Source organism: Lacticaseibacillus rhamnosus (genome assembly GCF_900636965.1).
GTDB classification, from domain to species: domain Bacteria; phylum Bacillota; class Bacilli; order Lactobacillales; family Lactobacillaceae; genus Lacticaseibacillus; species Lacticaseibacillus rhamnosus.
The window spans coordinates 477,168-499,986 of the sequence record NZ_LR134331.1 but is presented as its reverse complement, the minus strand read 5'-3'; the positions used below and the strand labels follow the sequence as shown (position 1 = coordinate 499,986).

Here is a 22,819-nt window from a genome sequence, read left to right as displayed (position 1 = left end):
CTCACTTATTTTGTTGGCTGTACGCCTAGAATGCCAAAAAATGAACCGACGAGTGCAATAACCAGAATCAATATGATAACCCGATTCGGAGTCCATTTTTTAGACCCAAGTAATTTATAAACCATCCAGGCCACTAAAGCTGGTAATAATGCCGGCATGATCTTATCCAAAATACCGGTTTGCATCGCCAACTTAACCTTGCCAAATTGGAACTGAAGCGGTGTATAGACCTTCACCACGGTGGCAATTAGTGTGCCGACAACCGTAATTCCCATGACTGAAGCCGCTTCAGTGAAGGCACTCAGTTGGTTTGCCATCGTTGTTACTAATTTAACCCCGGAATCATATCCTATATCAAAAAGCTTAATACGGATCCAGAACAACAATATATCCACTAAGATCCAAATAATAGCCCCCAATGGATTTCCCTGTAATGCCATATATCCGGCGATAGATCCCATAATTGTCGGTAACAAAATCCAGATAATGGTGTCACCTACGCCAGCAAACGGTCCCATTAAGGAAGTCTTTAACGCTTGCACGGCATCCTTAGACTTTATTCCATCGCGTTCTTCCATCGCCAAAGTCGCACCAAGAATCATACCTGCCATTGCAGTCGTGGTGTTGAAATATTTGAAGTGATTGTCTAACGCTGCTACATATTCGTCATCATCAGGATAAATTTTCCGCAAAACCTTTGAAAATGCCCAGACAACTGACGGACCTTGTTGAGTTTCATAGTTAAAATTGTTAACTCCCATCGCCATGTAACGAAGGATGGCGCTATGACGTTCTTTTTTTGTCAATTTTGGTTGTGCATCACTCATCGTAGTCGTCTCCTTCATCGTCATCCGTAGTACCTGCATTATTAGCAGCTGCAACTTCCCTCTTCTTAGAAGCGCTGATCAGATTTTGATACGTGTAGATTGCAAGTGCTAAGCCAATAATTGCAACCCCCAGAATTGGCACTTTCAGATAAGCCGACATGACAAAGCCAATCATGAGAACCCAAATATATTTTTTCAGGGGCATATAGTGCATCAACATACCAATCCCGACAACAGGCAACATACTGCCGGCAATCGTTAGTCCATTAGTTAACCATTTAGGAATAATCTTTAACAAGGCACTAATGGCTGAAGGTCCGACTGTAACAATCAAAATCATCGGAATAAAGTTTTTAAGTCCAAAGAACAACGGTCCAAGCCAGTTAATCATACGCATTTTGTTAAATTCTTTGGCATGTGCGTATGCTTGAGCTTTATGAGCGATAAAGTTATTGATAATCTTAATCAAAACGTCCAATTGAATAGTGAGTAGGCCAACCGGCAGTCCAACTGCCACAGCAGCTCCCAAACCAGCTCCTGTACGTGCCGAGAGATAGATTCCCACTATTGTTGCCAAGCCATAATCAGGAACCGAAGCACCGCCTAAACCTGCAACTCCGAGGCTCATCAACTGAAATGTTCCGGCAATCGTCATTGCAGTGGGTAAGTCTCCCATAATCAAACCCGCAAAAAGCCCAACCGTCACTGGCCAATAATTCATAATCGTAATCCCTTGGTTGTCCAAGGTGGCATACGAGGCCAGCAAAATAATTAAAATATCCTGCAAAATATGGGGCATGACATTTCCTCCTATCATGTTTCAGCTCTGGTTACTGAATGGTTTTCCCTTCAAGTGCTCTTTCCAATGGTATTGGGGCATCAGCGGGTACGTAGCGAATATTCACTGGTACACTGCGCTTTTCTAATGCTCTGAAATCGTTAACTTCTTGCTGATTGACTGAAACAAATTTACTGATTTGAGTTCGACCGTCTTCCGCAAAAATAATACCGATATCAACACGCGGAATCTCAATACCAGCATCCAATAATTTCAACATCGTGTCAGGTTCTTTTGCAATGACAAAAACTCGCTGTGCGTCATACTTGCCGGCTTTAAAATTAGTCAAGGCCTTTTCAGTATCGATAATTGACATCCCGGTACCAGCTGGTTTGCTTAATCGCATGCTAGCCTTCACGTTTTCATCTTGACTGACAACATCGTCAATCACCATATAACGCTTCGGCTGCACTTCAGCCGACCATTGATTGACAACGATACCATGAACTAAACGTTGATCTACTCGAGCTAATACAACTGTCATTTTAATTTCCTCCATTTTTTGGTATTGATACCAATTTTGGTTAAATAAAAACTCTAGACCGACTGCCGAACAACCAGAGAAAGGGGCAATACGACCTCCTTGACTTCAATCGATTTGCCTTCTAACGCATCCGCTACCATATTTGCGATTCGATCCCCAATTTCGTGAACCGGCTGATGAATCGTTGTTAAGGGCCGTGCCACAACTCGACTTAACGGTTGATCGTCAAAACCCAAAACAGCCAGATCTTCCGGAACCTTTAATTGCATAGTTTGAGCTTCGGCAATAATACCAGCGGCCACTTGATCGGAGCCAGCAATAACAGCATCTGGACGTTTCTTCATTACCATGAGCCTCTGCAATAACTTTTGACCATCAGCAATCGTATTGATATCCGTAAACTGCCACTCCATGACAGGCTCTAAGTTAAATTCCTGTAAAGCTCGCAGATAACCGCGATACCGATCGCTGTTGAGATCCTCCGCTTCCGAATTGTAACGAATGGCTTTCTGTCCCGTACAAAAGGCAAGCTTTCGATAACCACGATTTAACAGGTATTTAGCACCAGCATACATGCCACTTTCTTGATCAGCACGTACCATTAATGTATCTGAATCAGCCACATATTCATTGCAGACCGCAATTAAGCCATATTGCCGGTATTGTTTAATCAGGTCCCAGTCATTTTCGATCGCACACATGATTACAGCATCAACCTGATTCGTCTTTAAAAAATCCAACGCATTGCGCTCGTGACTCTTTTGACCAAATGTTTGAACAATTACGGTTTTGTATGACCGCTCATCAGCTGTTCGTTCGATTGCTGCTACCAGCTCAGAGAAAAACGGATTTGTAATATATGGTACTGTCACCGCAATGGTTTGTGATCCAGACCCCCGCATTTGTCGTGCTGCTTGCAGAGGCTGATAACCCAGTTTCTTCATTGCTTCTGCTACCAGCGCTGCTTTGCTTGGTGATACGTGGGGCTTGTTATTAATGATTCTTGAAACTGTTGATACTGAGACCCCCGCCAATTTTGCGACTTCTGAAATCGTTGCCATTTATCACCGTTCTCCTTTGTTCCTTAATCACAAGAACAATATAGCGCTTTCAAAAAATATGTCAAGCATTTTTGGTATCGATTTCAAAAATTTCTTATATGCTATTTTGTGCAGATGCCTCTCCTTTTCTTCAGCTTCACGCCGCAGTGTTTCACAAGCAACGACAATAACTTTATAAAAGAATTCCCCGTTTTCTTCCATCCGGCGTTACGCTAGAAGAAAAAGAAAGGTCCCAACCATGCCCACCTCCCTGCCCCTCATCGAACAATCCCGCTTCAAAAAACATCTCAAACAACTCCTCCAAGCCGGGCGCTTCACCAAGGCTGACTTTCAGCAAGTCCTTGCTTACTTACAAACCAGCACCCCACTGCCGGAAAAGTATGACGATCACGTGATCAAAAAACGCAAACCAGATCGTGCTTTGTTCATCAAAGGTAATTGGCTGCTCATTTACCGAGTTGAACCAGACGCGATCCGCTTGATTGATGTTGGCCGCCATGGCGAGATTTAACGGTTGTGACGGCTTAGTGCCCGAGCATTCTTTTCACCGGACTTGTGCTGGTCGGCAAGGTTGCATATTGTTGCCACCAACGCCCCTGTGCTAAGCTGATTTCAGGAAGGGGTGTGACTGCCATGATTCGTTTGATCGCAGTCGATTTGGATGACACATTATTGAATTCGCATAAGCAATTGTCACCGGCCACGGTCGAGGGTTTGCAAACGGCTCTGGCTTCCGGGATCAAAGTCGTGCCGTGTACCGGGCGGCCACTGCCAGGGGTACGGACAACGTTGGACGCGCTGGGGCTGCATGGTGATGATCAATATGTCATCGTTCAAGGTGGCGGTGTGGTTCAGAGTACCAGTGGGAAAATCATCGCGCAAAAATTCATGAACCATCAGGATTATAAAGACTTCTCGACTTTTGCAACCTCGGTATCGGCGGCCGGAATTGATAGCAACGTCTTAACCCCAGCCGGTGACGTCTACACCGCCGATCGGAACATCAGCCGGTACACAGTTTTGCAGGCATGGGAAAATCACGCTGGCATCAAGGTTCGCGAGCCTCAGGAGATGCCAGATGATTTTGTCATTGCAAAAGGTATCTTACTCGGCGAACCAGAGCAGGTGGCTAACATTCAACCGCAAGCCGAAGCCGAATTTGGCAATCGGTTTACCGTGATTCGCAGCATGCCGTTTATGCTGGAAATTATGCCACAAGGGGTCGATAAAGGCTGGGGGCTGGCGCAACTCACACAGCATCTGGGGCTAAAACCGGCCGACGTGATTGCTTTTGGCGATGAACACAATGACCTTGATATGTTTGATTTTGCCGGGGTAAGTGTGGCCATGGCAAACGGTCAGAATGTCGTCAAGAGCCATGCTGATTATGTAACCGCCAGCAATGATGACGATGGCGTTGTGAAGGCGCTAAAACATTTTAAAATTATCTAGTTTTACAGACGAAACCGCTGCAGAGAACCCTCAATGTTCTGTGCAGCGGTTTTTTCTTACCCCTTAGACCGACACGTTGGCAATTTTCAAACGCCAAGGTGTATCATTGGGTTTAGGCAAAGCTAAAATAAAATTGTCCAATAATTAATTGTTCTCGGCTATTGACGCTAGATTGTAATTATTCTAATATAGAGATAGAGCCGTTGTTACATAACTGCGGTTACTACATATCCTAGGAGGGATTTTTGTGGACAAGCCAAAGATCATTGTTGTTGGGGCATCACACGGCGGTCACCAAAGCGTTCTGGAATTATTGCATCGGTATCCGGATGCAGAAATTACCATGTTTGAAGCGGGTGACTTTGTTTCGTTTATGTCCTGCGGGATGGAATTATTCTTAGAAGATCAGGTCACAGATGTGAATGATGTTCGGAACTTCCGCCCTGATGATTTAATCAAACGTGGTGCGCATGTGTTCAGCAACCATGAAGTAACGGCCATCAACGCTGATGTCAAAACCGTTACTGTCCGCGACACGAAGAACGGCACGGCACAGGATTATCCTTACGACAAATTGATTCTGAGTTCAGGCGTGCGGCCGAACTCACTACCGGTACCAGGCAACGACTTGAAAAATGTTTTCCTGATGCGCGGTTACGATTGGGCAACCAGTATCAAAGCCAAACTTGCAGATCCGGCAGTCAAGCATATCACGGTGATCGGTGCCGGCTACATCGGGATTGAAGCCGCTGAAGCCAGTCGCAAAGCAGGTAAAGAAGTCACCTTGCTTGATATGATTGACCGGCCACTAGGTACCTATCTTGATCCGGACATGACCGACATCTTAGCTAAAGAGCTGACTGACAAAGGCGTTGAGCTGAAACTCGGTGTAAAAATCGAAGCGTTCACCGGCGATGGTGCAGTCAGCGCCGTGAAAACCGATGCTGGCGAAATTGCCACAGACCTTGTGATTCAAGCTGCTGGTATTCAACCAGCCACCGAATGGCTCAAGGGCACGGTTTCGCTAGACGATCGCGGTTTCATCAACACCGACCCATACCTGCGCACGAATTTGCCTGATGTTTACGCCATTGGTGATGCAACGCTGGTTTATTCCGTACCGGCACAGCAAAAAGTTCCGATTGCCTTGGCAACAGTTGCGCGGCGTGAAGCCCGTTATCTGGCGGCTAATATCTTTGCGGAACACCCGGCACGTCCGTTTGGCGGCGTTGTCGGTTCCAGCGCGTTGAGTGTATTTGATTACCACTTTGCAGCAAGCGGTCTGAATACGTTCACTGCCGGACGCTCAAATGTCCAAGTCGACACCGCATTTTACGCAGATTCCCTACGTCCGGCTTATGTTCCGGAAGCCAATGGTAATCCGCAAGTTTGCGTCAACCTTGTCTTTGATCCACAAACGCACCGGCTGCTTGGAGGCGCAGTTCTGTCCACTTACGACGTCACCGCGCAAGGCAATGTTTTGGCCTTAGCCATTCAACACGGCCTCACGTTGGAAGACTTAGCTGAAGCTGACTTCTTCTTCCAGCCAGGATTCGACCGGCAATGGAGCCTGCTCAACCTCGCCGCTCAACACGCACTAGGTGAACCACGCTTCTAGTCAGTTGCTAGTCCTACTGCAACATTGTTTCCTCTTTTAATCATCCGCCATGCAAAAAGACCAAGCTTTCACTGATTTAGTGAGCTTGGTCTTTTTTGGGTGAGCATGAACTGGCGCGCTTAGAGATCTGCACGATGATGGCCATGAAGGTTAAAGACGCACAGCCTTATGCCGCATACTCCGGTTCGCCTTCACGTAACTTACCATCCAAAAGTGTAAACTTCCGATCAGCAAACTTTTCAAGGCGAACATCGTGGGTCACGACAACAATCGCTTTGTTATGCTTGTGGGCAAGATCAACCAACAACTGGCCAACCACTGCCACCCGCGGGCTATCGAGTGCCGCAGTCGGTTCATCCGCCAGTACAATCGCCGGATCCGGATAAAGCGCCCGCGCTATTGCAACACGCTGGGTTTGGCCGCCTGATAACGATGCCGGATACTGATTGACCAAGTTTGCAATACCCAAATCATCCAATAACTCAGAAAGGGCTGCATGGCTAAGGTTCCCTTTTGGTTTGATTTTATCGACCAGCTTAAACTGCTCGCCGACTGTTAAATACGGCACCAAATTATAAGACTGCAGAACAAAGCCGATTTTGTCCAACCGCAACGCATCTCGTGCCTTGCCAGAAAGTTGTTCCAGATTTTCCCCGGCTGTGGTTACAATCCCGTCAGTCGGGGTTTGAATTCCCCCAGCAATGGTTAGGAAGGTGCTTTTCCCGGATCCAGATGGCCCGAGTACCAGTGAGAGACTGCCGGCATCGGCACTGAAATTGACGTTCTTGAGCACTTCAACGTCACTGGTTGGCGTTTTAAAGTTTTTAATGATGTTTTTTAATTCGATTGCTGGCATATCATCAACCTCCAATAGCGGTAACAGGATCAACTTTTAAGATGGTGCGTACGGGGATAATCGCACCGAGAAAACCGGTGAGCAGGATGCCTAAGATAACTGCAATGCTGAGTCCCGCCGAGAAAATCATCGGTACACCCAGCGGCATGAACTTAGCTGTCATCGCCGTCAATGCGCCGCCTAAAACGAGTCCCAGACTGACTAGAATCAACGCCTGATCAATCGTGGTCGCAACCAAAGTCCGTGCTGGTACACCTTGGGCCCGCAATACCGCGTAGTTTGGCAGTTTTTGCATGGTCAAAATGTAAAGGAAAACAGCAATGACGATCAGTGAAATGACAAACAGGAACCCAATCATAAAGGTGAAGGTGCTATTTTGCGCCGAATACCCTGGGAGTTTCTGAATAAACGTGTTGGCCGAATACGTCTTAAGATCGCTGGTGTTGATTTTAAAATCGGCCGTCTTGGAGATGATCCCACTGGCGGTAAAACTGGTCGGCAGATTGTGCAAGGTACGCCAGGTGGTCATCGTGCCATAGACAACCGGCGCCACACTCATCTTGGCGTTCTCGGTAAACCCGACAATGGTGTAGCGATCGCCTTTGGTACTCAAGCGAATCTTGTCGCCCAGCGCGTAACCTTCATTCTTGAATTGCGTGTCCACCACCACTTGATGGTCGTTTTGAACTCGGTGACCACTGACCAGCTTCATGTCCTTGCCAATATATTGATTCCAATCCAAACCAATCATCGTGGAGCGGATCTCTTTGTGCTGGCTGCTCGTTGCCACCGCGCCGATTGTTCCGACATAGGCCTGACTTTTACCTAGCTTGAGATCCTTGGTCTGTTCAGACGTCAACAAGGACTGGCTTAAGTTAATGTCGGAATCCTTGGCCAAAACGACTCGGGACGTGTCCCAGGATTCAATCGCCTGGGTATTTTGCTGCGCCAGCCCGTTTGCCAGCGCGCTGAGAATGAACACCAGATAGGTGACCAGCAGAATCATGGCGATAATTAAACCATAACGTAATTTTTCATGCCAAATTTCTTTTAATGAGAGATACATCGACTCACTCCTTCACTTGCAGCTGGTTAAGTGCTGCTTTTAGATGCTTCAAAATCAAATCCGCCTGTTCTGGGTTGGCCAGCGCCTCGGAAATCGCGCTGTGGCATAAGGTCGCTACCGCCCATTCAATCGCATCGGCTGGAATCGGGGGCTGCCCAACCGTCACCAACCCGCTGTTTTTGGTAAAATGCATGCGGATGAAATCACGATCCTGACTTTCATCAGCTTCGTGCAAGAACGCCGCGGTGGCAGCATACGGATCACGCCGCATTTCCGGACCCGCAATGCCCATATGCAACCGCCCGATCACGGCTTTAAACGCATATTGATACGCATCTTTTAAATCACTGAAATATTTATAAAACGCCCCACGCGCAATGTCAGCCTGCTTCACAATCCGCGCCACCTGCGCCTGTGCCAACGGATGCTGCGAAAATTCGGTCACCAACGCAGCCAGAACCCGTTGCTGTTTTGTTTGATCTAAATGTTGGAACGTTGCTAAAACCATGTTGATCCTCCTTAAGCTTTCGCCGCCACGGTTAAACCTTGGTGGTGACGAGTACGCGTGGTGACACCGTGTCACCGTTCAACAATTTGTAGTCTACACGGATAGTGACACGGTGTCAACATCTTTTGCAAAATCTTTTTTCAGAAACCCGCTTCAAATTAAAAACGATCGCCGACGCAAGGCATCACACCGCATCGACAACCGTTTGTCAAAATATCGCCGCTTTAATTCAACCGCAGCTGATCGCCCGGATGAATCACACTGTAGATCGTCTTACCATTGAGGGCCGCGAGCTTGTACATATTCAAGCCATATCGATCTGCAATCGCCCACCAGCTTTCGCCTGCCAAAACCGTGTGATAGCGAATCGTGGGAACGCGCGCCACGCCGCCATTGAGGTTACCGGTCAAGCGCGTGGTGTAGTGACCGAAAAAGTCATAACTCATATCCACCCCTAAGCCGTGAAAGTTATTGGTAAACTGCCAGGTCCCGACATTATTGATGCCCGGCTGATCAACGCCATAACTCGCAATCCACAGGTTCTTAGGAATCAATGCCACGCGATCAAAGCGTCTGGTTTTCATCCAATTCGCCATTGTATACAGGTCTGTGTGTGGATACCCTAGCGCTTTGACCGTCTGAATGAAAACATTCGTCAGCCCCGTCAGCTCCCCATTCAAATCAGGTGCTTCAACATCCGCTGCCATCACACTTTGCGTCGACACGCCCAGCGCGCGGGCCGTGACGCCGAAGAAACGTCCTTCTGCAACGGCTTCGGCACTGTTATGAAAATGGGCATAGTGATAAGCGTGCACCTGCATCCCCATCCTGCGCCCAGCCGCCAACTGTGCCGCCGCCTTAGGATTCTGGTAAGTCGTTCCTTCTGTCAGTTTGACGACCACCGCCTTGACACCCAGATCAGCCAACTTGCGAAACCAGCTATCCGAATCCGGCTGCCAACTGCTTACATCTGCCATTAACATCGCCATCTTTTCCCCTCCTACCGTAATTGCTTGCCATCAAGCTTGGCCATGAACGTTTCGATATGTGTGATCAGCGTGTCGAGGCGCCGTTCAATACGCGTGAGTAAAATCACGGCAATGACAACACCGACTGCCTGATCTAATACATACGTCAATAATTCTTTATCCATTTGCGTTATCCTCCATAAAAGTTAATTGATTGTCGCTGATTCGCAGCTATTTTCAGCATGCGGATAGGAACGCAGCGTTTTGCTACTGTCTCTCGCAATCGCGCACACTATTTTGTTTAAACCGAGGCACAGTTTTGACTCAGCGCTCGGTATTTTACCTGCACCCGTTTGCGCACCTGCAAAATCCGCTGCCGACTGACATGCAGCTGGGCGGCAATGGCAGCATCTGACAATCCGCTTAACCGCAACTGCAACACATGGCGTTCCATCGGGGTTAACAACCTGTGCAACTGCTGCAACTGCCACTTCAATTCCAGCGCTTGTTGCAAGCTCCCCGGCGCCATCGCCAGCGTGGTCGTTTGAATATGCGTCGTATTTGCCGGTACGTTTTCCAACTCCCGCCGATGCTGCGCTTTTTGCAGCCGCTGCATCAAGGTCAGAAACACGAAGCGCCACGCCAACTTATTGAACTTTGCGATTGCCGTCTCATCCACCAACGGCTCGCGATAACGGTTGAAGTAGTTGAGATACACCAACATCCCTTCATCCCGCCAATCCTGAAAATCACTGCGGCCACGATGAATCCCCAACCGTGCCAACGCCCCATAAACCACTCCTTGATGCGCAAGAAAAAAATCAAATCCTGTCGCTTCTGTTACCATCACTTCATCCGATCCGGCGCCTTGTTTGTTTCGATATCGATAAGGTTAGTTTAACGAGGCAAGCAGTGATTCGTCTTGGTCGCAATCAGATGAGTGAAAACCTGTTCTATCAAGCTTTCGATTTAGTGAGTGCGGGTATTTATCTGTGCAGGCCTGGGTTTATCGCCTTTTCAAACATAAATTGCGCGAAATTTTCAGCTAACTTTTTTTGCATTTAAAAAAGTGCTCCCCGACTTTTCACCTCATCGGATCGCACTTCCATCAAAACACACGCTTCTTAACGTGTTCACCGGCACAGGAATCTGCGTGTCAGGATCTTGGTCGCAATGGCCAAAACCCCGTCATCACGACCAAGACCACTTATACTCCGATCCCTAACCACGCCGGCTCACGCCCATCAAAAAACGCATCCGGGTGTCGCAGCCGGACGCGTTTTTCATTAAGTATCGACTTTTTCAGTTACCTTGTCACGTCACACCATAACGCGTGAGCCAACCTGGGCTGACTCACGCTCACACCAAAAAGGCAGCTTCATACATAACACACCCACCTCGCTCCTCGCCCAATTACCTCCTAAGCTCGATAAAATCAGCCAATACTAGACAATTTGTTGCCATTTCCTGAACACCTGTCGCAATTTCGTACCATAAATTCACCGCGTTTAACATTTTTAGCTTTTAATTAGCATAAGTTTAAACTAAAATTGAGCCATACATAACGCGGCTATGGTCAAAACCGCTCCAGATGATCCCGACTGTCTCGTGACTGAACTCGCCCGTAACGCGATAGCATCAGACGCCTCGCAGTTGCCGTTAAAGGAGATTTTGGCGATTCTCCCTTTACCAGCGTCTTTCCTTCCCCGAAAAACGCTGATACTCACGGCCACTGCGGCACACCTGATCAAGCCATCGACGTTAGGCTTCATTCGTTCGCACGAAAACAGTTCGGTTTACTCCCCAACGATGCGCCAAGTTATCGTGCAAAAATTATATCACGGGACCGCCAAAAAACTGCCCAAGATGCTCACCGGTCCATGCTATGCCTTCATGCCGCTAGCGGCTCCCGATCACCGCAATGTCGGTTGGATCGCGACCCACCGGCTTGTTGATTACGCCATCACAAACCGGCAGCATCACCGAATCGTCACCGTCCGCTTCCAAAAAGGCCGCACACTTACCTTACCCACCACGTATCACACCGCACGTTTTGGGGAAATCTTAGCCGGCAGCAACTTGCTGATGGACGTTATCAGTCAACTGGCACGCATCGCTGAAGGCAACTTGCCGCTGACAAAGGATGCCCAGCAACAACATCACATTGTGGTCACTGCGACGATGGCTCGGACACTGATGAACACGACGCATCAACGGGAGGCTTATTTTGGGGCTAAGCAGGTTGTTGGGGAAGAGGAGTATCGGCTGCAAGCTGGGTGGGATGAAGGGTTAGGTGGGGATGGAGTTTAAAAAACAGCATTGCTACTAAGCTCAGGGCAGTTTGACTAGTCACTTATTTGCACAAAGTCACCTAGCGAACGGCGATCTGTGCGTAATTCGTTGATTTTACTTTTCGCTGGATAACCGATGGCAATTCCCATCAACAAGACCTCATCATCCGGAATATCAAAATGCGCGTGAATTTCTTCGGGATAACGAATGATCTCATAAGCAGGTATTGACCCAAGCCCATTCGCAGCAGCAGCCAAAAGTACCCCATAACCAAACGCACCTGCATCATAAGCTGAATACGCCGAAGCAGCCCGCGGGATGGTTAAATAAATTAACGCCGGAGCACGATAAAGCATCGGCCCCGCCTGATGAAATGCATGTGCTTCGGTTTCATTGAAGAAATTAGCTGTGGAGGCTTGCCAATGATCAATATTTGCCTGCGCTGTTTTTTGCCAAGCAAGCGGCGGCGTCACCTCAGTCCAACTTTTCCGATGAGCCTGAACAGCCTTAAAATGCTCGGCCCGAATGGCATTTGCTGTCTTGCCAATCGCCAGGTAAACCTTCCACGGCTGTGAGTTTTCCCATGAAGGTGCATGATTAGCCGTTCGAATAACTTCCGTAAGCGTTTCTCGCGGTACTGGTTGGTCAGTAAACAACCGAGTAGAGTGCCGCTGATAATAAGGGGCAATCGAATTCACTGAAAAACATCCTTTCAATAAGAGACTAAGCATCGTCACAGGTCAATCGTTTCCTGTGTTTCGTTAATGGTATAATGACTGACACATCGCCACAATACTGCACTTTTTGTCACTAGTATCGAAAGGAGCCGTCTTTAAATGCCAGCTTGCACATCGACCACCGCAAAAAAATGTCCAGCAACCCAGCTACTACAAGCCATCTCCGGCAAATGGAAAGCAATCATTCTGTACCGCTTCACCCAACAAGCTAAGTGGCACTTCGGTGAACTAAACGCCAGCATTCCACCTTGTTCAACTCGCATGTTAGCTCGCCAACTCGCGGCACTATGCACTGATGGCCTAATTCAAAAAGAGATTCTCTCGCAAGAACCTCTGACTACTGTTTATCGGTTGACAGCTCGTGGTGAGACGGTGAAGCCGGTTATTGAGGGGATGGCGGAATGGATAAAGTTTTAGTACAACAGTCGCGCTCATCAACTCTGTTTTACTTTCTTTTCACGTAAATACTGCATTACCTTTCGCGAATCTGTCTTCTTATCTGCTAACAGTTTCATAAAATTGGCATCGCCCAACAAATCCATTAAATCTTGTAACACCATCAAGTGGTCAGTAGGGTTAACCGCGCTTAACACAAAGATGAATTTTACTTTTTCGCTTTTTGCTTGGCTAAAGAAAACGGGTTTCTCTAAAGTCGTTATACCTATAGCGACTCTTTGTGCACCATTTTTAGGATCTGTATGCGGCAGTGCAACGCCCGGTGAAATAATATAAGCGTCTAAAGAATGCCCATCATCAGGAGATATCATCTTTTCAACATAGTGCTGATTGATTGCACCTTTGGCCTTCAATGGCTTGGCAGCAATCCGAATGGCTTCTTCAGGCGTATCGACTTTGACGCCCAATTGAATATCTTCCTCTTCTAAAACATCAATCAACGTAAGCTTCATGTTTTCTTGGTGAACTTTTGGCTTAAACAAGTTAACATCCAGTTCTCTGCGAATCTGTCCTAACTGCTTAGTATTCTTGACAGTTCGTGCGACAATTTCCATCACGGAGTTTAACGTGGGGATAGTCAATGTGCTTGATGACATTCGAGTGTTGACTTCCTGAATAAGATTATATTTTTCCTCAGCTGACATGATCGGCTTGATAATGAAACATGGTTTACCTTTAGCAAAAAGCTCGCTCCTATAAAATGTTGAAAAGATCAAGTCTGCGTCAGCTAAGTGACTATCCAAATCTGCATAACGAAAAGGTTTCAGAAATTTTATATTAGGAAACAAACTGGTTAATTGCAGATAGGCTAAGGCCGAACTACCAATGCCATTAGGACAAACAATGACGGCTGTTACATAATCATTCTTCGAGTTATCACTTGTGTAGATAAAGCTAATCAGGTGAATCGTCAAAAACGCAATCTCATCATCAGGCACTTTGCCAAGGATGTCCTCAAACGTTTGGATAGCTTGAGCAACTAAGGTGAAAACTTCCCCATAATTTTCGATCACCTGTTCCGTTAAGGGATTCGTAATAGGATACCCAAACTGTAATCGATAATACATTGATCTAAAATGAGTGAACATTTGTCTAGTAACCTTATGATTATCTGCAAAGACGATCCCAGAAACGTCTGAAAACCTCTGGACAAATTGATTGGTAACCGAAAAGATGTTGCGATCTGCCCGCATATTCTCTAAGCCACCAATGCTAAGACATAAAATAATCGTTGTTAGATACTCTGTTGCGGTAATATTATGAATGCCTTCGTTGTTCAACAAAGATTCAGCAAGCTCATATTCCCGAGTGCTCTGTATATTCATCTTTTGTGCCCGAGCAGGTAAATAATCCTTCTTAATCCGCAACCGCGCCAACATAAAGATAAAGATATAGCCAAATTCAAGAAAACGATTTTCCACAAAATCAATTTCGCTGGCATGAGCCAGCTTTGAAATTTGCGTCAGTTTGGCACTGACATCAACCTGCTGAATCAATTGAGCACATGTCGTTAACAAATCAGCATGGTTTTTAAACAACTGTTTAGAAACTAACTTAATCATAAAGCTTCGTATCTTATCCTCAGAGCCTTCTAGCCTGTAGCCCGAACGACGATCATAATGAATTCTAAGCTGAAAGTTCAGGAGTCGTTGCTCCAGCACTCTAAGATCCTTGGATATGGTCGACTGACTTACCTGCAAGTAATCTTGAAGATGTATAAGCGCTAAATACCCTTTATGGCAAGCCAATAGCAGTGCAAGAAACAATTGGCGTTCTGAGTTGCTTAGAACATAACCGGAGAGTGCTGTCAGATTTTCAGAGGCGCGTAAATTCAGTAAGTATTGATACGACTCACTCGGGACATTAATATATGCGCCATCAACATCAATCTGCGGCATTTTGTTATCTACAAGCTGCTGGTTCAGCTTTTCGATTGCATAATCTATTTGACGATTTGTAAAGTCGAGTTCCTCGCTTAATCTAGTCTTAGTCAAAATAGGATTCTGAATCATTGTGTCGATGATTTGTAATTGCTTTATATCAAGCATCCATTCTTCCTCCTTTCCTAATGCGAAAAAGGCTAAGCCAATTTTGCCTAGCCCTAACGCTTTATTTAGCTGCCGACCGAAACGCGTCAATTTCTTGGCGAATAGCCTGTGCACTTGCTTCGATTTCCTGACTAGTACCTTTTGATAAGGCACTGCCAATGCCTACAACCTCGACCCCTGCCTTAAACCACTGCTGGACATTGCTAGCATCAACACCACCTGATTCTAACAATGGCATCTCGGGAATTGGCGTCTTGATTGTCTTAATAATATCCGGCCCCAATAATCCACCATAAGGAAAGTATTTAATGAACGTTGCCCCTGCTCTCATGGCGTGCACCGCTTCGGTAACAGTTGAGCAGCCTGGTGCGTAAGGAATCTGATATTCGTTTGCTAAGCTCATGACCTCCTGATCAAAGATAGGGGAGTATAAAAAGCCTACACCGTGCGAAATAGCATCCTTTGCAGTCGCACCATTGTTCACAGTCCCCGCGCCAACCAGAATTCTGTCACCCAAACGTTGATGCACAAGATCTATTGCTTCTGGCGCATCCGAGTTAGTATAACTAATTTCCATTACGGGAATGCCGCCGCCAACAATACCTTCTGCAATTTCCAACACTCGCTTTGGCTTTGCGCGTACAACTGCAAGCGCGCCACTAGCTAGAATTCTTTGGATTAAGTCAAATTTTTTCAATGCGTTCTCCTTTGCTAAATAATGCCCTGAAGTTCATATTCCTTGATCACATCACCAATCTCTTGGTATAACGCATCCTGTTCTCGTGGCATCTTTGCAGGCAGTCTTGCTGGTCCGACCGTAATACCTGCAATATTGAGTGCTGTCTTAAGCGATACGGGTATCGTCGCTTTATGCAAGACACTTCTAAGGGCCTGAATCCGATCCTGAAATTTCTGGGCTTTTTCAATATTGTCATTAACAAATGCGTGATACAACGCTACATTGTTAGCCGTCAGGAGATTGGCTGTACTTGCAATAGCCGCATTACCGCCGTGCTGAAAGCTTTCAAGAATGCGACCGTCAGAGCCCATAATAACTGAGAATGGCCGTTCGGGGCGATTGGCTAGATAACCGTCAAAATTCTCCCACTTTCCCGAGCTATCTTTTATACCGATTAAGTTCTTATATTTTGACAACTGTTTTAATGAGGCAGGCTCAATGTTAATGCCCGTTTTTGCTGGCATATTGTACAGTAGAACAGGTATATCAACCGCGTGGATTATGGCAGCAAAATGATCAACAAGTTCCTGCTGCGAGGGAGCAACAAATGAAGGAGCAACCAAGGTAATTGCGTCTGGTTTTAAAGATGCTATCTTTTGACTGAAGCGAATGGTTTCCGCTGTTCCGTTCAAACCTGTTCCTACAAGTACTTTGGTTCGACCATGGACATAGTCGATAACATGTTCTGCAAATGCCAACTTTTCATTCTCCGCTAAGACGTAAGCCTCACCATTTGTTCCTAAAATGAAAATGCCCGCAATCTCTTCAGTTAATAAACGATCCAACAACCGATCTGTTCTTTTAAAGCTGATTTCCTGATCATCGTCTAAAGGTGTTACCATCGCAACTAAGATACCTGATAAAGGTGCCATTTTGTTTATCCCTCTTCTCATTCACTAATCAACTGGCACTAATGAAACAGGCCTAAAATGCTATTGAGTAAGGAGCCTACCACGTTATAATCAACATTCGGGAACATAGCCGTTGAAACACCCATACTTGAAATTGCAGGATATAGTAACACCGGTAAGAAAACAAGTAACAGGCCAACGATGAATGAGCCGAAAACTGCCCCACGCCATCCTCCTGTAGAATTGCCAAAAATCGCAGCGGTTCCGCCAGAGAAGAAACAGATATGTGCTGCCGGGATGATAACCATATCGAAGTGAAAGGCAATCATGATGCCAACACCAATCAGTCCTGCTGCATAAGAGCTTAAGAAGCCTACAAGAACCGCAGTTGGTGCAAACGGAAAAATCGTTGGGACATCAAGTGCCGGTCGCGATCCTGGAATAAATTTCTCCGCAAAAGCGTTGAATGCGGCAGTGATTTCAGCTAGAAACATCCGAACACCAGTCATCAAAACCGAGATCCCAGCAGTACATGTCAGTGCCTGAATGAGCGGAAAGACTAACCAATCAACGCCACCAGAGATCTTCATGACAGCTGGTTTTCCAGCAGCAATCGCGGCAATATAGAATAAAATCAGCATTACAAAAGCAAAGCCCATCAGAAAATCTTTGAAGAAAGACAACGCTTTAGGGAACTTAATGTTTTCTGTTGTATCATCAACATGTTTTTTAAAAAAGTTGCCAAGCAAGCCGGAAAGTGCATAACCAAACATGTTAAAATGTCCGATTGCTTGAAAGTCTCCACCGGTAATTTTTCGCATAAACGGCTGACATAATTGTGGTAAAGCTGCAGAACAAAAGCCTAATATCGTCCCTCCAACAACAATTGTCCACGTATTATTGAACCCATTTGCCTTCATCACCAAGGCAAGCACACAAGCAAAAAAGAGACTATGTCCACCGGTGAAAAACACGTTTTTAAATGGTGTAATACGGGCAAACACTAGGTTCATGATGAAGCCAATAATCAAGGTCATCGACACAGCAAAACCAAACTTGTCTTGGGCAAGGGCAGTCGCAGCTTCAGGTGAAGCAATAACCCCATTGATATGAAACCCTTCTGTAAAAAGCTTGTTGAAATTTTGCAGTGTGCCAGTCATCGTAGTGGCACCAATTCCAAAGATTAAAAAACCAATTGCTGTTTTAGCAGTACCAGTGAAAACCTCGGTTGGATTTTTCCGCTGTGAAATTAAACCTATCATCGAAACAACAGCCAAAAGCATTGCTGGTGTGGAAAGCAGACTAACTAAGAACTTCATAATTGATCCCCCATCTTAACGCCGCTAATTAACGCCAACATCTTGTAATGCTTTTGAGACCTTTGTATAAATTTCATTTTTATCTAGTAGATTCCTGATACCGACAATTTCTTTATGGATCCCTTCTTCTTTTAATTCCTCTGCGACATCACTTAGTGTCACAACAATTGGTCCGTCAAAACTACTTAATTCATCCAGTGACGAATGAATAACTTCTAAGTTCCACTTATGCTCAGAGATAACCTCATTTAACTTGATCTTTAACATTAAGCTGGATCCAACCCCTGCACGACATGCAACTAATACTTTAACCATCATGATCACTCCTTATTCATTGCCAAAGCTGATTTAATATACGCCATAATTTCCTGACCAGATCCTGCTCGATCAAGGGTAGTATAAAAGTCGCCCATTGAAAGTAATTGGACAAATTCTTGCATCGCCTTAAGATGTGTGTCAGCATCTGTTGCGCTTAATGTAAACACATATCGAACAGGATCATTTGCCTGATTGTGGAAAACGATGTGCGGATCCAGTGTGGTTATGCCCATAGCTAATTTCCTTGCGCCCGCTTGACGAGGTGCATGTGCTAATGCAACATGCGGCGCAATGACGAAATACGGGCCAAACTTCTCTGCCGAACGGATAATTTCCTCAACATAATTTTGTGTCACATCACCATTTTCAACCAAAACACGTCCGGACTTTTTAATGGCATCACGCCAGTCAGTCGTTTTTACTCTCAGCTGAATGAGCGGAATTGTGATAATATCTTCAATCATTCTGAATTCACCTTCTTCGTTTCTACATATCAAATGTAAGCGCTAACTGCCCATGCTTCAACTGGATTCGATTGCACCTTTTGTTTGTCTTCTCACAATATCAACAATGTCTCTGATCACTTTTAGAAAGCGCTGCCACCACATCGCTTTTCTGAATATCAAAGCGTATAAAGACCTTTCATTTATGTGAGTTGGTCAACAAAAAGAACTAACAACAACAATTGCTATTGAGCATAACCCAGTCAACAATGATGGTGACGCAAGGAGGTCATCAGAATGAAAGAAAACAAGCTAGACTTGGTGCATACTTATATGCAGCGAGAAATTGCCGCAATGCAACTGATCGAATCTCAAATTAATGACGTGCAGTATTGTTCAGTGATCGATAAAATTATGCATTTAACTGGTCGATTAGTTTTCATGGGTGTCGGTAAGACTGGTCATATTGGCGTTAAACTTGCTGCCACATTTGCAAGTTTGGGAACGCCCGCTATTTTTGTTCATGCCACAGAGGCAATGCACGGTGACATGGGTATGATTACCTCGGAAGATTTAGTGATCCTTATTTCGAATAGCGGCGAAACCAAAGAAACACTTGCGCCGCTTCCCTCACTCAAACGTATCGGAGCCGCGACCGTTGCCTTTACAGGACAGGATGACTCCCACTTAGCCCAAGCTTGTGAAAGCGTCTTAACCATCCCAGTTACCCATGAGGCTGATGACTTGGGACTCGCACCTACAAGCAGTTCAACTGCTGCGCTAATGGTCGGTGATGCGCTTGCCTGCACAATCTCAAGGTTAAAAGGATTCACTGCTTCAGACTTTGCCTTATATCACCCAGGCGGCGCATTAGGTCAAAAGTTGCTTAAACAAGGAAGTCTCGAATAAAAAATAAATTTGCAATGACACAGTTAAGACAACACATAAAAAGTGCATGTTGGTGGAAAACTAGACCAACATGCACTTTTTATGCCCCGATGTTTGTTTCTAACTCCCGGAGTAAAAGCCTATTTTATAAAGTTTACACGCTACCTTTCAGCAATTTAATCACCTGCTGATAATCCTGAACATCTTCAATATCAGCCGGTACGTATCTTCGCAATGTTTGATATAAATAGCTGAAGATTGTATTCTTTTCAGCCTGAGATGTTCCGACCAACACAATAACCAACAAGTATATTGGTTGGTCATCAATTGTAATGACCTCTTTTGGTTTAATGGCAAACAAGCGATAATCAGTCACGCTATTCGTAACAATATGTGGGATCGAGATATGATTTAAGACCAGCTGATTGCCAGCTTGTTCACGTTCAATAATCTTTACAGCATCCGCTCGATCTAAGAGATCATTTCTGACAAAGTTCTGAAGTCCTTTCTGTAAAACTGTTAGAAACTTATCCCCTGTAATTTGGCCAACAAAATGATTGGGGGCAAGCATGGCTGCAATGTTCTCTCGATAATATTGGCCATTGACCAACTGCTCAAGCGCAGCTATATCTTGATCAGTAACAACTGCCGAAAAAGTTAACACAAAACTAATTGAGGCATGCTCAACAACATCATGGCGCACATTTGCAATAGCTAAGTCAAAGTGGCGCTGGTCGAAAATTGTTTCGGCTTCCTTAAGGCTGCGTACCATATGCAAAGAAATATTATGCAGCTTTTGCTGGATAATTGTCGCATTAATTTGAGCCAAGGACATTCGCGGTGCCAAAAAAAGGATCCTGACGGGTTTTGCCTCTCTTTGATTAACTGCTTGGACAATATACAAGGCTAAAAAGTCTGAATCCAGCCAAACTTGATGACTGATCTTAAACAAATCGAGTGCAACAACATGAGCATAATCAAAAGCTACTGGGTTCTGGGCAGACAACTTGGCAATATCATAGTCACTTAAAACACTCAGTGGCCTAGGAAAAGCACACTCGCGAACAAAATGTGTGAATAGTGACTCAAAAGTTGATTGACCAATCGCTTCTAACTGGAAGTCATCTGCAATCTCACTAAACATTTGAACAATCTTGTCCCGACTCTTTCCTAAACCCATTAACAGTGCTTCACGTGTCTTTACAAAATTATCGATTTGATTAGACTGTCTTGCTGCCGTCAATGTCCCCGAAGACGGTGAGCAAATAAAGGCTGCAAGCACTTGTGCACGCCACTGACTGTCGATTACCCATGTCTGGTAAGGACAAATATTCTCGCTTAAATAATCTGTCAGTTGCGGCAAGCGGTCAGTACCCGGTGCAACTTTATCCAACAATTGTGGATATTCAAAGATACAGTCAGCAGCAATGTCAATTCGCGTTAACCGTTTCATCTTGATGGTCATTCCCATTCCTGGGCGACTACTTATGCGAAAAATATCCGCGTAATCCGCATTTAGCTCGGAGATGTAATCCATGATTTGGGTCCGTGATAAATAAGTCTCAGCAATCAAGTCGGCCATTGGAATCGTTTCGGAGATACACAACCGTAAGAGAATTTCATTAGCTTCATCGCGACTTGTATCTAACAAAGCCATTAATCGACCAGGATTAAGGATGGTGAGATGGTACTTGTTTTGGGTTGTAATCATCCCAATGCCTGAAGACTGCAACTCAGTATTAATTGCGGCAATATCACGGACAATGGTTCGACGAGATGCCTTTAGTTGTTTAGCCAGCTCGCCCCCAGAGAAATCTTGTTGGGACAGGCGGCGTAAGACTTTGATTTCTCTGAGTAAGAGCATATTATCCCCTAATTCCCTTCTTTAAACGTTCTAGCCCCATCACTAACTTCTTCTTTGGACAGGCAATATTCATCCTTAGATATCTGGTATCACCATAAGTTTTGCCCGCCATAATGCCAACATGGCCGCCGTTTACTAACCGATGTTGAAGTTCCTCTGATGTTAATCCCAGTTTAGACACATTTATCCAGGCTAAGTACGTGGCATCCGGTAACGAAAACTGCAATTCCGGCAAATTTTCCTCTAAATAACTAGCAACCAACTCCATATTATTTTTTGTATAGGCAGTCAGTTGTTCCACGTAATCCTCTGAACCGTTATAAGCCGCAATTTGCGCCAACATGCCAAAGATGCTTACAGAAGACAAAGCATTTTTCTGCTTTAATTCCGTCAAAAATTGTGTCCTTACATCATGATCGGGTAAGAAAGCATATGAGCCAATCAGGCCTGGTGTGTTAAACGTTTTTGACCCTGAGCAGCAGAGTGCAACATCACTTGTGCCGACATTTGTCATTGGTTCGTACGAATGACCTGGATAAACAATATCACGATGAATATCATCAGAGATCAAAAACACATGGGCAGCCTGACACAAGTTATAAATTCGCGCTAATTCCGATTTTGTAAAAACATATCCTGTCGGATTATGCGGATTTGTTAATAAAAATATTTTTGTTTGCTTTTCAGCAAGTACCGTTGCCAAACTATCCCAATCAATCACATAGCCTTCATCTGCAGCTGCTAATCGAATCGGGATCAACACTCGATCGTTCTGTTCAATCGTACCATAGAAGGCATCATACATAGGTGTAAACACAGCCACTCCGTCCCCGGGATCGCTCTTCATTCGAATGAGCGTAGCAATCGTAAAAACAACGCTAGGGCTATAAACAATCCAATCCGGGTTTATCTTTGTATGACCATCACGCTCGAACCAGCGAACAATACTGTCTTTGTAAGTAGCATGATTCCACCGCGTATAGCCATAAATTGGATGTGTTAACCGTTCTTTTAGCGCATCTTGCACTTCAACTGGTACTGGAAAATCTGTATCCGAGATCGAAAAGGGCAGGATATCGTTACGGCCAAACCTATCAGCAATATAATCCCATTGAGTGCTAAACGTACCCCGGCGATCGATAACATGATCAAAGTCATAAGTTGTCAATTTAATCGCTTCTTTCTA

General features: G+C 45.3%; 25 protein-coding genes. 6 read left to right on the top strand and 19 right to left on the bottom strand.

Annotated features, from left to right (window positions below):
* Positions 1-5: 5 nt before the first annotated feature.
* The 4 genes from EL173_RS02485 to EL173_RS02470 are packed head-to-tail and all read right to left on the bottom strand — an operon-like array spanning position 6 to position 3,210.
* Positions 6-827 carry a PTS system mannose/fructose/sorbose family transporter subunit IID gene (locus tag EL173_RS02485; RefSeq protein ID WP_005691603.1) on the bottom strand — a complete coding sequence of 274 codons (822 nt, stop codon included), beginning with the start codon at positions 825-827 and terminating at the stop codon, positions 6-8.
* Positions 820-1,626 carry a PTS mannose/fructose/sorbose/N-acetylgalactosamine transporter subunit IIC gene (locus tag EL173_RS02480; RefSeq protein WP_005714970.1) on the bottom strand — a complete coding sequence of 269 codons (807 nt, stop codon included), beginning with the start codon at positions 1,624-1,626 and terminating at the stop codon, positions 820-822. Before EL173_RS02480 ends, EL173_RS02485 begins: the two co-directional genes overlap by 8 nt.
* 31 nt (positions 1,627-1,657) lie before the next feature.
* Entirely contained in the window at positions 1,658-2,149 is a 492-nt protein-coding gene (locus EL173_RS02475) for a PTS sugar transporter subunit IIB (protein WP_014571120.1), read from the bottom strand.
* Positions 2,150-2,202: 53 nt separating this feature from the next.
* Positions 2,203-3,210 (bottom strand): LacI family DNA-binding transcriptional regulator, encoded by a 1,008-nt coding sequence (locus EL173_RS02470; RefSeq protein WP_005691599.1) that lies wholly within the window; start codon positions 3,208-3,210, stop codon positions 2,203-2,205.
* Positions 3,211-3,448: 238 nt separating this feature from the next.
* Between EL173_RS02470 and EL173_RS02465 the strand changes: the two genes are divergently transcribed.
* The 3 genes from EL173_RS02465 to EL173_RS02455 all read left to right on the top strand — a co-directional run bounded on the left by EL173_RS02465 (position 3,449) and on the right by EL173_RS02455 (position 6,280).
* Positions 3,449-3,721, top strand: coding sequence for a type II toxin-antitoxin system RelE/ParE family toxin (locus EL173_RS02465; protein ID WP_005691594.1), 273 nt, complete (start codon positions 3,449-3,451; stop codon positions 3,719-3,721).
* A gap of 122 nt (positions 3,722-3,843) precedes the next feature.
* Positions 3,844-4,662: a Cof-type HAD-IIB family hydrolase gene (locus EL173_RS02460; RefSeq protein ID WP_029778470.1), complete on the top strand. Its 819-nt coding sequence runs from the start codon at positions 3,844-3,846 to the stop codon at positions 4,660-4,662.
* A gap of 247 nt (positions 4,663-4,909) precedes the next feature.
* The gene (locus tag EL173_RS02455) at positions 4,910-6,280 is read left to right on the top strand and encodes an FAD-dependent oxidoreductase (RefSeq protein WP_005691590.1); all 1,371 of its coding nucleotides are present in this window, start codon (positions 4,910-4,912) and stop codon (positions 6,278-6,280) included.
* Between the two features lie 166 nt (positions 6,281-6,446).
* On the opposite strand, the gene EL173_RS02450 is transcribed toward EL173_RS02455, so the two are convergent.
* The 6 genes from EL173_RS02450 to EL173_RS02425 form a co-directional block, all read right to left on the bottom strand.
* Complete coding sequence (locus tag EL173_RS02450; RefSeq protein ID WP_019728448.1) at positions 6,447-7,136, bottom strand: ABC transporter ATP-binding protein; 690 nt, start codon at positions 7,134-7,136, stop codon at positions 6,447-6,449.
* Between the two features lie 4 nt (positions 7,137-7,140).
* Positions 7,141-8,202, bottom strand: coding sequence for an ABC transporter permease (locus EL173_RS02445; protein WP_005691585.1), 1,062 nt, complete (start codon positions 8,200-8,202; stop codon positions 7,141-7,143).
* Between the two features lie 4 nt (positions 8,203-8,206).
* Positions 8,207-8,710: a TetR/AcrR family transcriptional regulator gene (locus tag EL173_RS02440; RefSeq protein ID WP_005691584.1), complete on the bottom strand. Its 504-nt coding sequence runs from the start codon at positions 8,708-8,710 to the stop codon at positions 8,207-8,209.
* Between the two features lie 224 nt (positions 8,711-8,934).
* A complete protein-coding gene (locus tag EL173_RS02435) occupies positions 8,935-9,699 on the bottom strand; it encodes a GH25 family lysozyme (protein WP_005691582.1) in 765 nt (254 codons plus the stop codon).
* 11 nt (positions 9,700-9,710) lie between these two features.
* Positions 9,711-9,863, bottom strand: coding sequence for a YvrJ family protein (locus tag EL173_RS02430; protein WP_005686332.1), 153 nt, complete (start codon positions 9,861-9,863; stop codon positions 9,711-9,713).
* Positions 9,864-9,979: 116 nt separating this feature from the next.
* Positions 9,980-10,525, bottom strand: a complete 546-nt coding sequence (locus EL173_RS02425) for a hypothetical protein (protein ID WP_005691581.1) — start codon at positions 10,523-10,525, stop codon at positions 9,980-9,982.
* 725 nt (positions 10,526-11,250) lie between these two features.
* Here EL173_RS02425 and EL173_RS02415 point away from each other — a divergent pair.
* Complete coding sequence (locus EL173_RS02415; protein WP_005691579.1) at positions 11,251-11,988, top strand: hypothetical protein; 738 nt, start codon at positions 11,251-11,253, stop codon at positions 11,986-11,988.
* 35 nt (positions 11,989-12,023) lie between these two features.
* On the opposite strand, the gene EL173_RS02410 is transcribed toward EL173_RS02415, so the two are convergent.
* Positions 12,024-12,668, bottom strand: a complete 645-nt coding sequence (locus EL173_RS02410; RefSeq protein WP_014571116.1) for a nitroreductase — start codon at positions 12,666-12,668, stop codon at positions 12,024-12,026.
* Positions 12,669-12,806: 138 nt separating this feature from the next.
* On the opposite strand from EL173_RS02410, the gene EL173_RS02405 reads away from it, so the two are divergent.
* Positions 12,807-13,124, top strand: a complete 318-nt coding sequence (locus EL173_RS02405; protein WP_005691575.1) for a winged helix-turn-helix transcriptional regulator — start codon at positions 12,807-12,809, stop codon at positions 13,122-13,124.
* 17 nt (positions 13,125-13,141) lie between these two features.
* Here EL173_RS02405 and EL173_RS02400 read toward each other — a convergent pair whose 3' ends face one another.
* From EL173_RS02400 to EL173_RS02375, 6 genes are all read right to left on the bottom strand, one after another.
* Positions 13,142-15,211 carry a BglG family transcription antiterminator gene (locus EL173_RS02400; protein WP_014571115.1) on the bottom strand — a complete coding sequence of 690 codons (2,070 nt, stop codon included), beginning with the start codon at positions 15,209-15,211 and terminating at the stop codon, positions 13,142-13,144.
* Between the two features lie 61 nt (positions 15,212-15,272).
* On the bottom strand, positions 15,273-15,908 hold the full coding sequence (locus EL173_RS02395) for a beta/alpha barrel domain-containing protein (protein ID WP_005691571.1): 636 nt from the start codon (positions 15,906-15,908) through the stop codon (positions 15,273-15,275).
* Between the two features lie 14 nt (positions 15,909-15,922).
* Complete coding sequence (locus tag EL173_RS02390) at positions 15,923-16,822, bottom strand: dihydrodipicolinate synthase family protein (protein ID WP_014571114.1); 900 nt, start codon at positions 16,820-16,822, stop codon at positions 15,923-15,925.
* Positions 16,823-16,860: 38 nt separating this feature from the next.
* Positions 16,861-18,120, bottom strand: coding sequence for a PTS ascorbate transporter subunit IIC (locus tag EL173_RS02385; protein WP_005691569.1), 1,260 nt, complete (start codon positions 18,118-18,120; stop codon positions 16,861-16,863).
* A gap of 24 nt (positions 18,121-18,144) precedes the next feature.
* The gene (locus tag EL173_RS02380; protein WP_005686316.1) at positions 18,145-18,435 is read right to left on the bottom strand and encodes a PTS sugar transporter subunit IIB; all 291 of its coding nucleotides are present in this window, start codon (positions 18,433-18,435) and stop codon (positions 18,145-18,147) included.
* Between the two features lie 5 nt (positions 18,436-18,440).
* Positions 18,441-18,902: a PTS sugar transporter subunit IIA gene (locus EL173_RS02375; protein ID WP_019728446.1), complete on the bottom strand. Its 462-nt coding sequence runs from the start codon at positions 18,900-18,902 to the stop codon at positions 18,441-18,443.
* Between the two features lie 276 nt (positions 18,903-19,178).
* Between EL173_RS02375 and EL173_RS02365 the strand changes: the two genes are divergently transcribed.
* Entirely contained in the window at positions 19,179-19,790 is a 612-nt protein-coding gene (locus tag EL173_RS02365) for a KpsF/GutQ family sugar-phosphate isomerase (protein WP_005686312.1), read from the top strand.
* Between the two features lie 133 nt (positions 19,791-19,923).
* On the opposite strand, the gene EL173_RS02360 is transcribed toward EL173_RS02365, so the two are convergent.
* Both EL173_RS02360 and EL173_RS02355 read right to left on the bottom strand, forming a co-directional pair.
* Positions 19,924-21,633, bottom strand: coding sequence for a putative frv operon regulatory protein (locus tag EL173_RS02360; protein WP_005691562.1), 1,710 nt, complete (start codon positions 21,631-21,633; stop codon positions 19,924-19,926).
* 1 nt (position 21,634) lies between these two features.
* Positions 21,635-22,801 carry a MalY/PatB family protein gene (locus EL173_RS02355; RefSeq protein WP_005691560.1) on the bottom strand — a complete coding sequence of 389 codons (1,167 nt, stop codon included), beginning with the start codon at positions 22,799-22,801 and terminating at the stop codon, positions 21,635-21,637.
* Between the last annotated feature and the right edge of the window lie 18 nt (positions 22,802-22,819).

What these genes read in the sequence shown, in the direction of transcription:
- EL173_RS02485 (WP_005691603.1), bottom strand. Translation starts at nt 827, where the DNA reads ATGAGTGATGCACAACCAAAATTGACAAAAAAAGAACGTCATAGCGCC.
- EL173_RS02480 (WP_005714970.1), bottom strand. Translation starts at nt 1,626, where the DNA reads ATGCCCCATATTTTGCAGGATATTTTAATTATTTTGCTGGCCTCGTAT.
- EL173_RS02475 (WP_014571120.1), bottom strand. Translation starts at nt 2,149, where the DNA reads ATGACAGTTGTATTAGCTCGAGTAGATCAACGTTTAGTTCATGGTATC.
- EL173_RS02470 (WP_005691599.1), bottom strand. Translation starts at nt 3,210, where the DNA reads ATGGCAACGATTTCAGAAGTCGCAAAATTGGCGGGGGTCTCAGTATCA.
- EL173_RS02465 (WP_005691594.1), top strand. Translation starts at nt 3,449, where the DNA reads ATGCCCACCTCCCTGCCCCTCATCGAACAATCCCGCTTCAAAAAACAT.
- EL173_RS02460 (WP_029778470.1), top strand. Translation starts at nt 3,844, where the DNA reads ATGATTCGTTTGATCGCAGTCGATTTGGATGACACATTATTGAATTCG.
- EL173_RS02450 (WP_019728448.1), bottom strand. Translation starts at nt 7,136, where the DNA reads ATGCCAGCAATCGAATTAAAAAACATCATTAAAAACTTTAAAACGCCA.
- EL173_RS02445 (WP_005691585.1), bottom strand. Translation starts at nt 8,202, where the DNA reads ATGTATCTCTCATTAAAAGAAATTTGGCATGAAAAATTACGTTATGGT.
- EL173_RS02440 (WP_005691584.1), bottom strand. Translation starts at nt 8,710, where the DNA reads ATGGTTTTAGCAACGTTCCAACATTTAGATCAAACAAAACAGCAACGG.
- EL173_RS02435 (WP_005691582.1), bottom strand. Translation starts at nt 9,699, where the DNA reads ATGGCGATGTTAATGGCAGATGTAAGCAGTTGGCAGCCGGATTCGGAT.
- EL173_RS02430 (WP_005686332.1), bottom strand. Translation starts at nt 9,863, where the DNA reads ATGGATAAAGAATTATTGACGTATGTATTAGATCAGGCAGTCGGTGTT.
- EL173_RS02425 (WP_005691581.1), bottom strand. Translation starts at nt 10,525, where the DNA reads ATGGTAACAGAAGCGACAGGATTTGATTTTTTTCTTGCGCATCAAGGA.
- EL173_RS02415 (WP_005691579.1), top strand. Translation starts at nt 11,251, where the DNA reads ATGGTCAAAACCGCTCCAGATGATCCCGACTGTCTCGTGACTGAACTC.
- EL173_RS02405 (WP_005691575.1), top strand. Translation starts at nt 12,807, where the DNA reads ATGCCAGCTTGCACATCGACCACCGCAAAAAAATGTCCAGCAACCCAG.
- EL173_RS02400 (WP_014571115.1), bottom strand. Translation starts at nt 15,211, where the DNA reads ATGCTTGATATAAAGCAATTACAAATCATCGACACAATGATTCAGAAT.
- EL173_RS02390 (WP_014571114.1), bottom strand. Translation starts at nt 16,822, where the DNA reads ATGGCACCTTTATCAGGTATCTTAGTTGCGATGGTAACACCTTTAGAC.
- EL173_RS02385 (WP_005691569.1), bottom strand. Translation starts at nt 18,120, where the DNA reads ATGAAGTTCTTAGTTAGTCTGCTTTCCACACCAGCAATGCTTTTGGCT.
- EL173_RS02380 (WP_005686316.1), bottom strand. Translation starts at nt 18,435, where the DNA reads ATGGTTAAAGTATTAGTTGCATGTCGTGCAGGGGTTGGATCCAGCTTA.
- EL173_RS02375 (WP_019728446.1), bottom strand. Translation starts at nt 18,902, where the DNA reads ATGATTGAAGATATTATCACAATTCCGCTCATTCAGCTGAGAGTAAAA.
- EL173_RS02365 (WP_005686312.1), top strand. Translation starts at nt 19,179, where the DNA reads ATGAAAGAAAACAAGCTAGACTTGGTGCATACTTATATGCAGCGAGAA.
- EL173_RS02360 (WP_005691562.1), bottom strand. Translation starts at nt 21,633, where the DNA reads ATGCTCTTACTCAGAGAAATCAAAGTCTTACGCCGCCTGTCCCAACAA.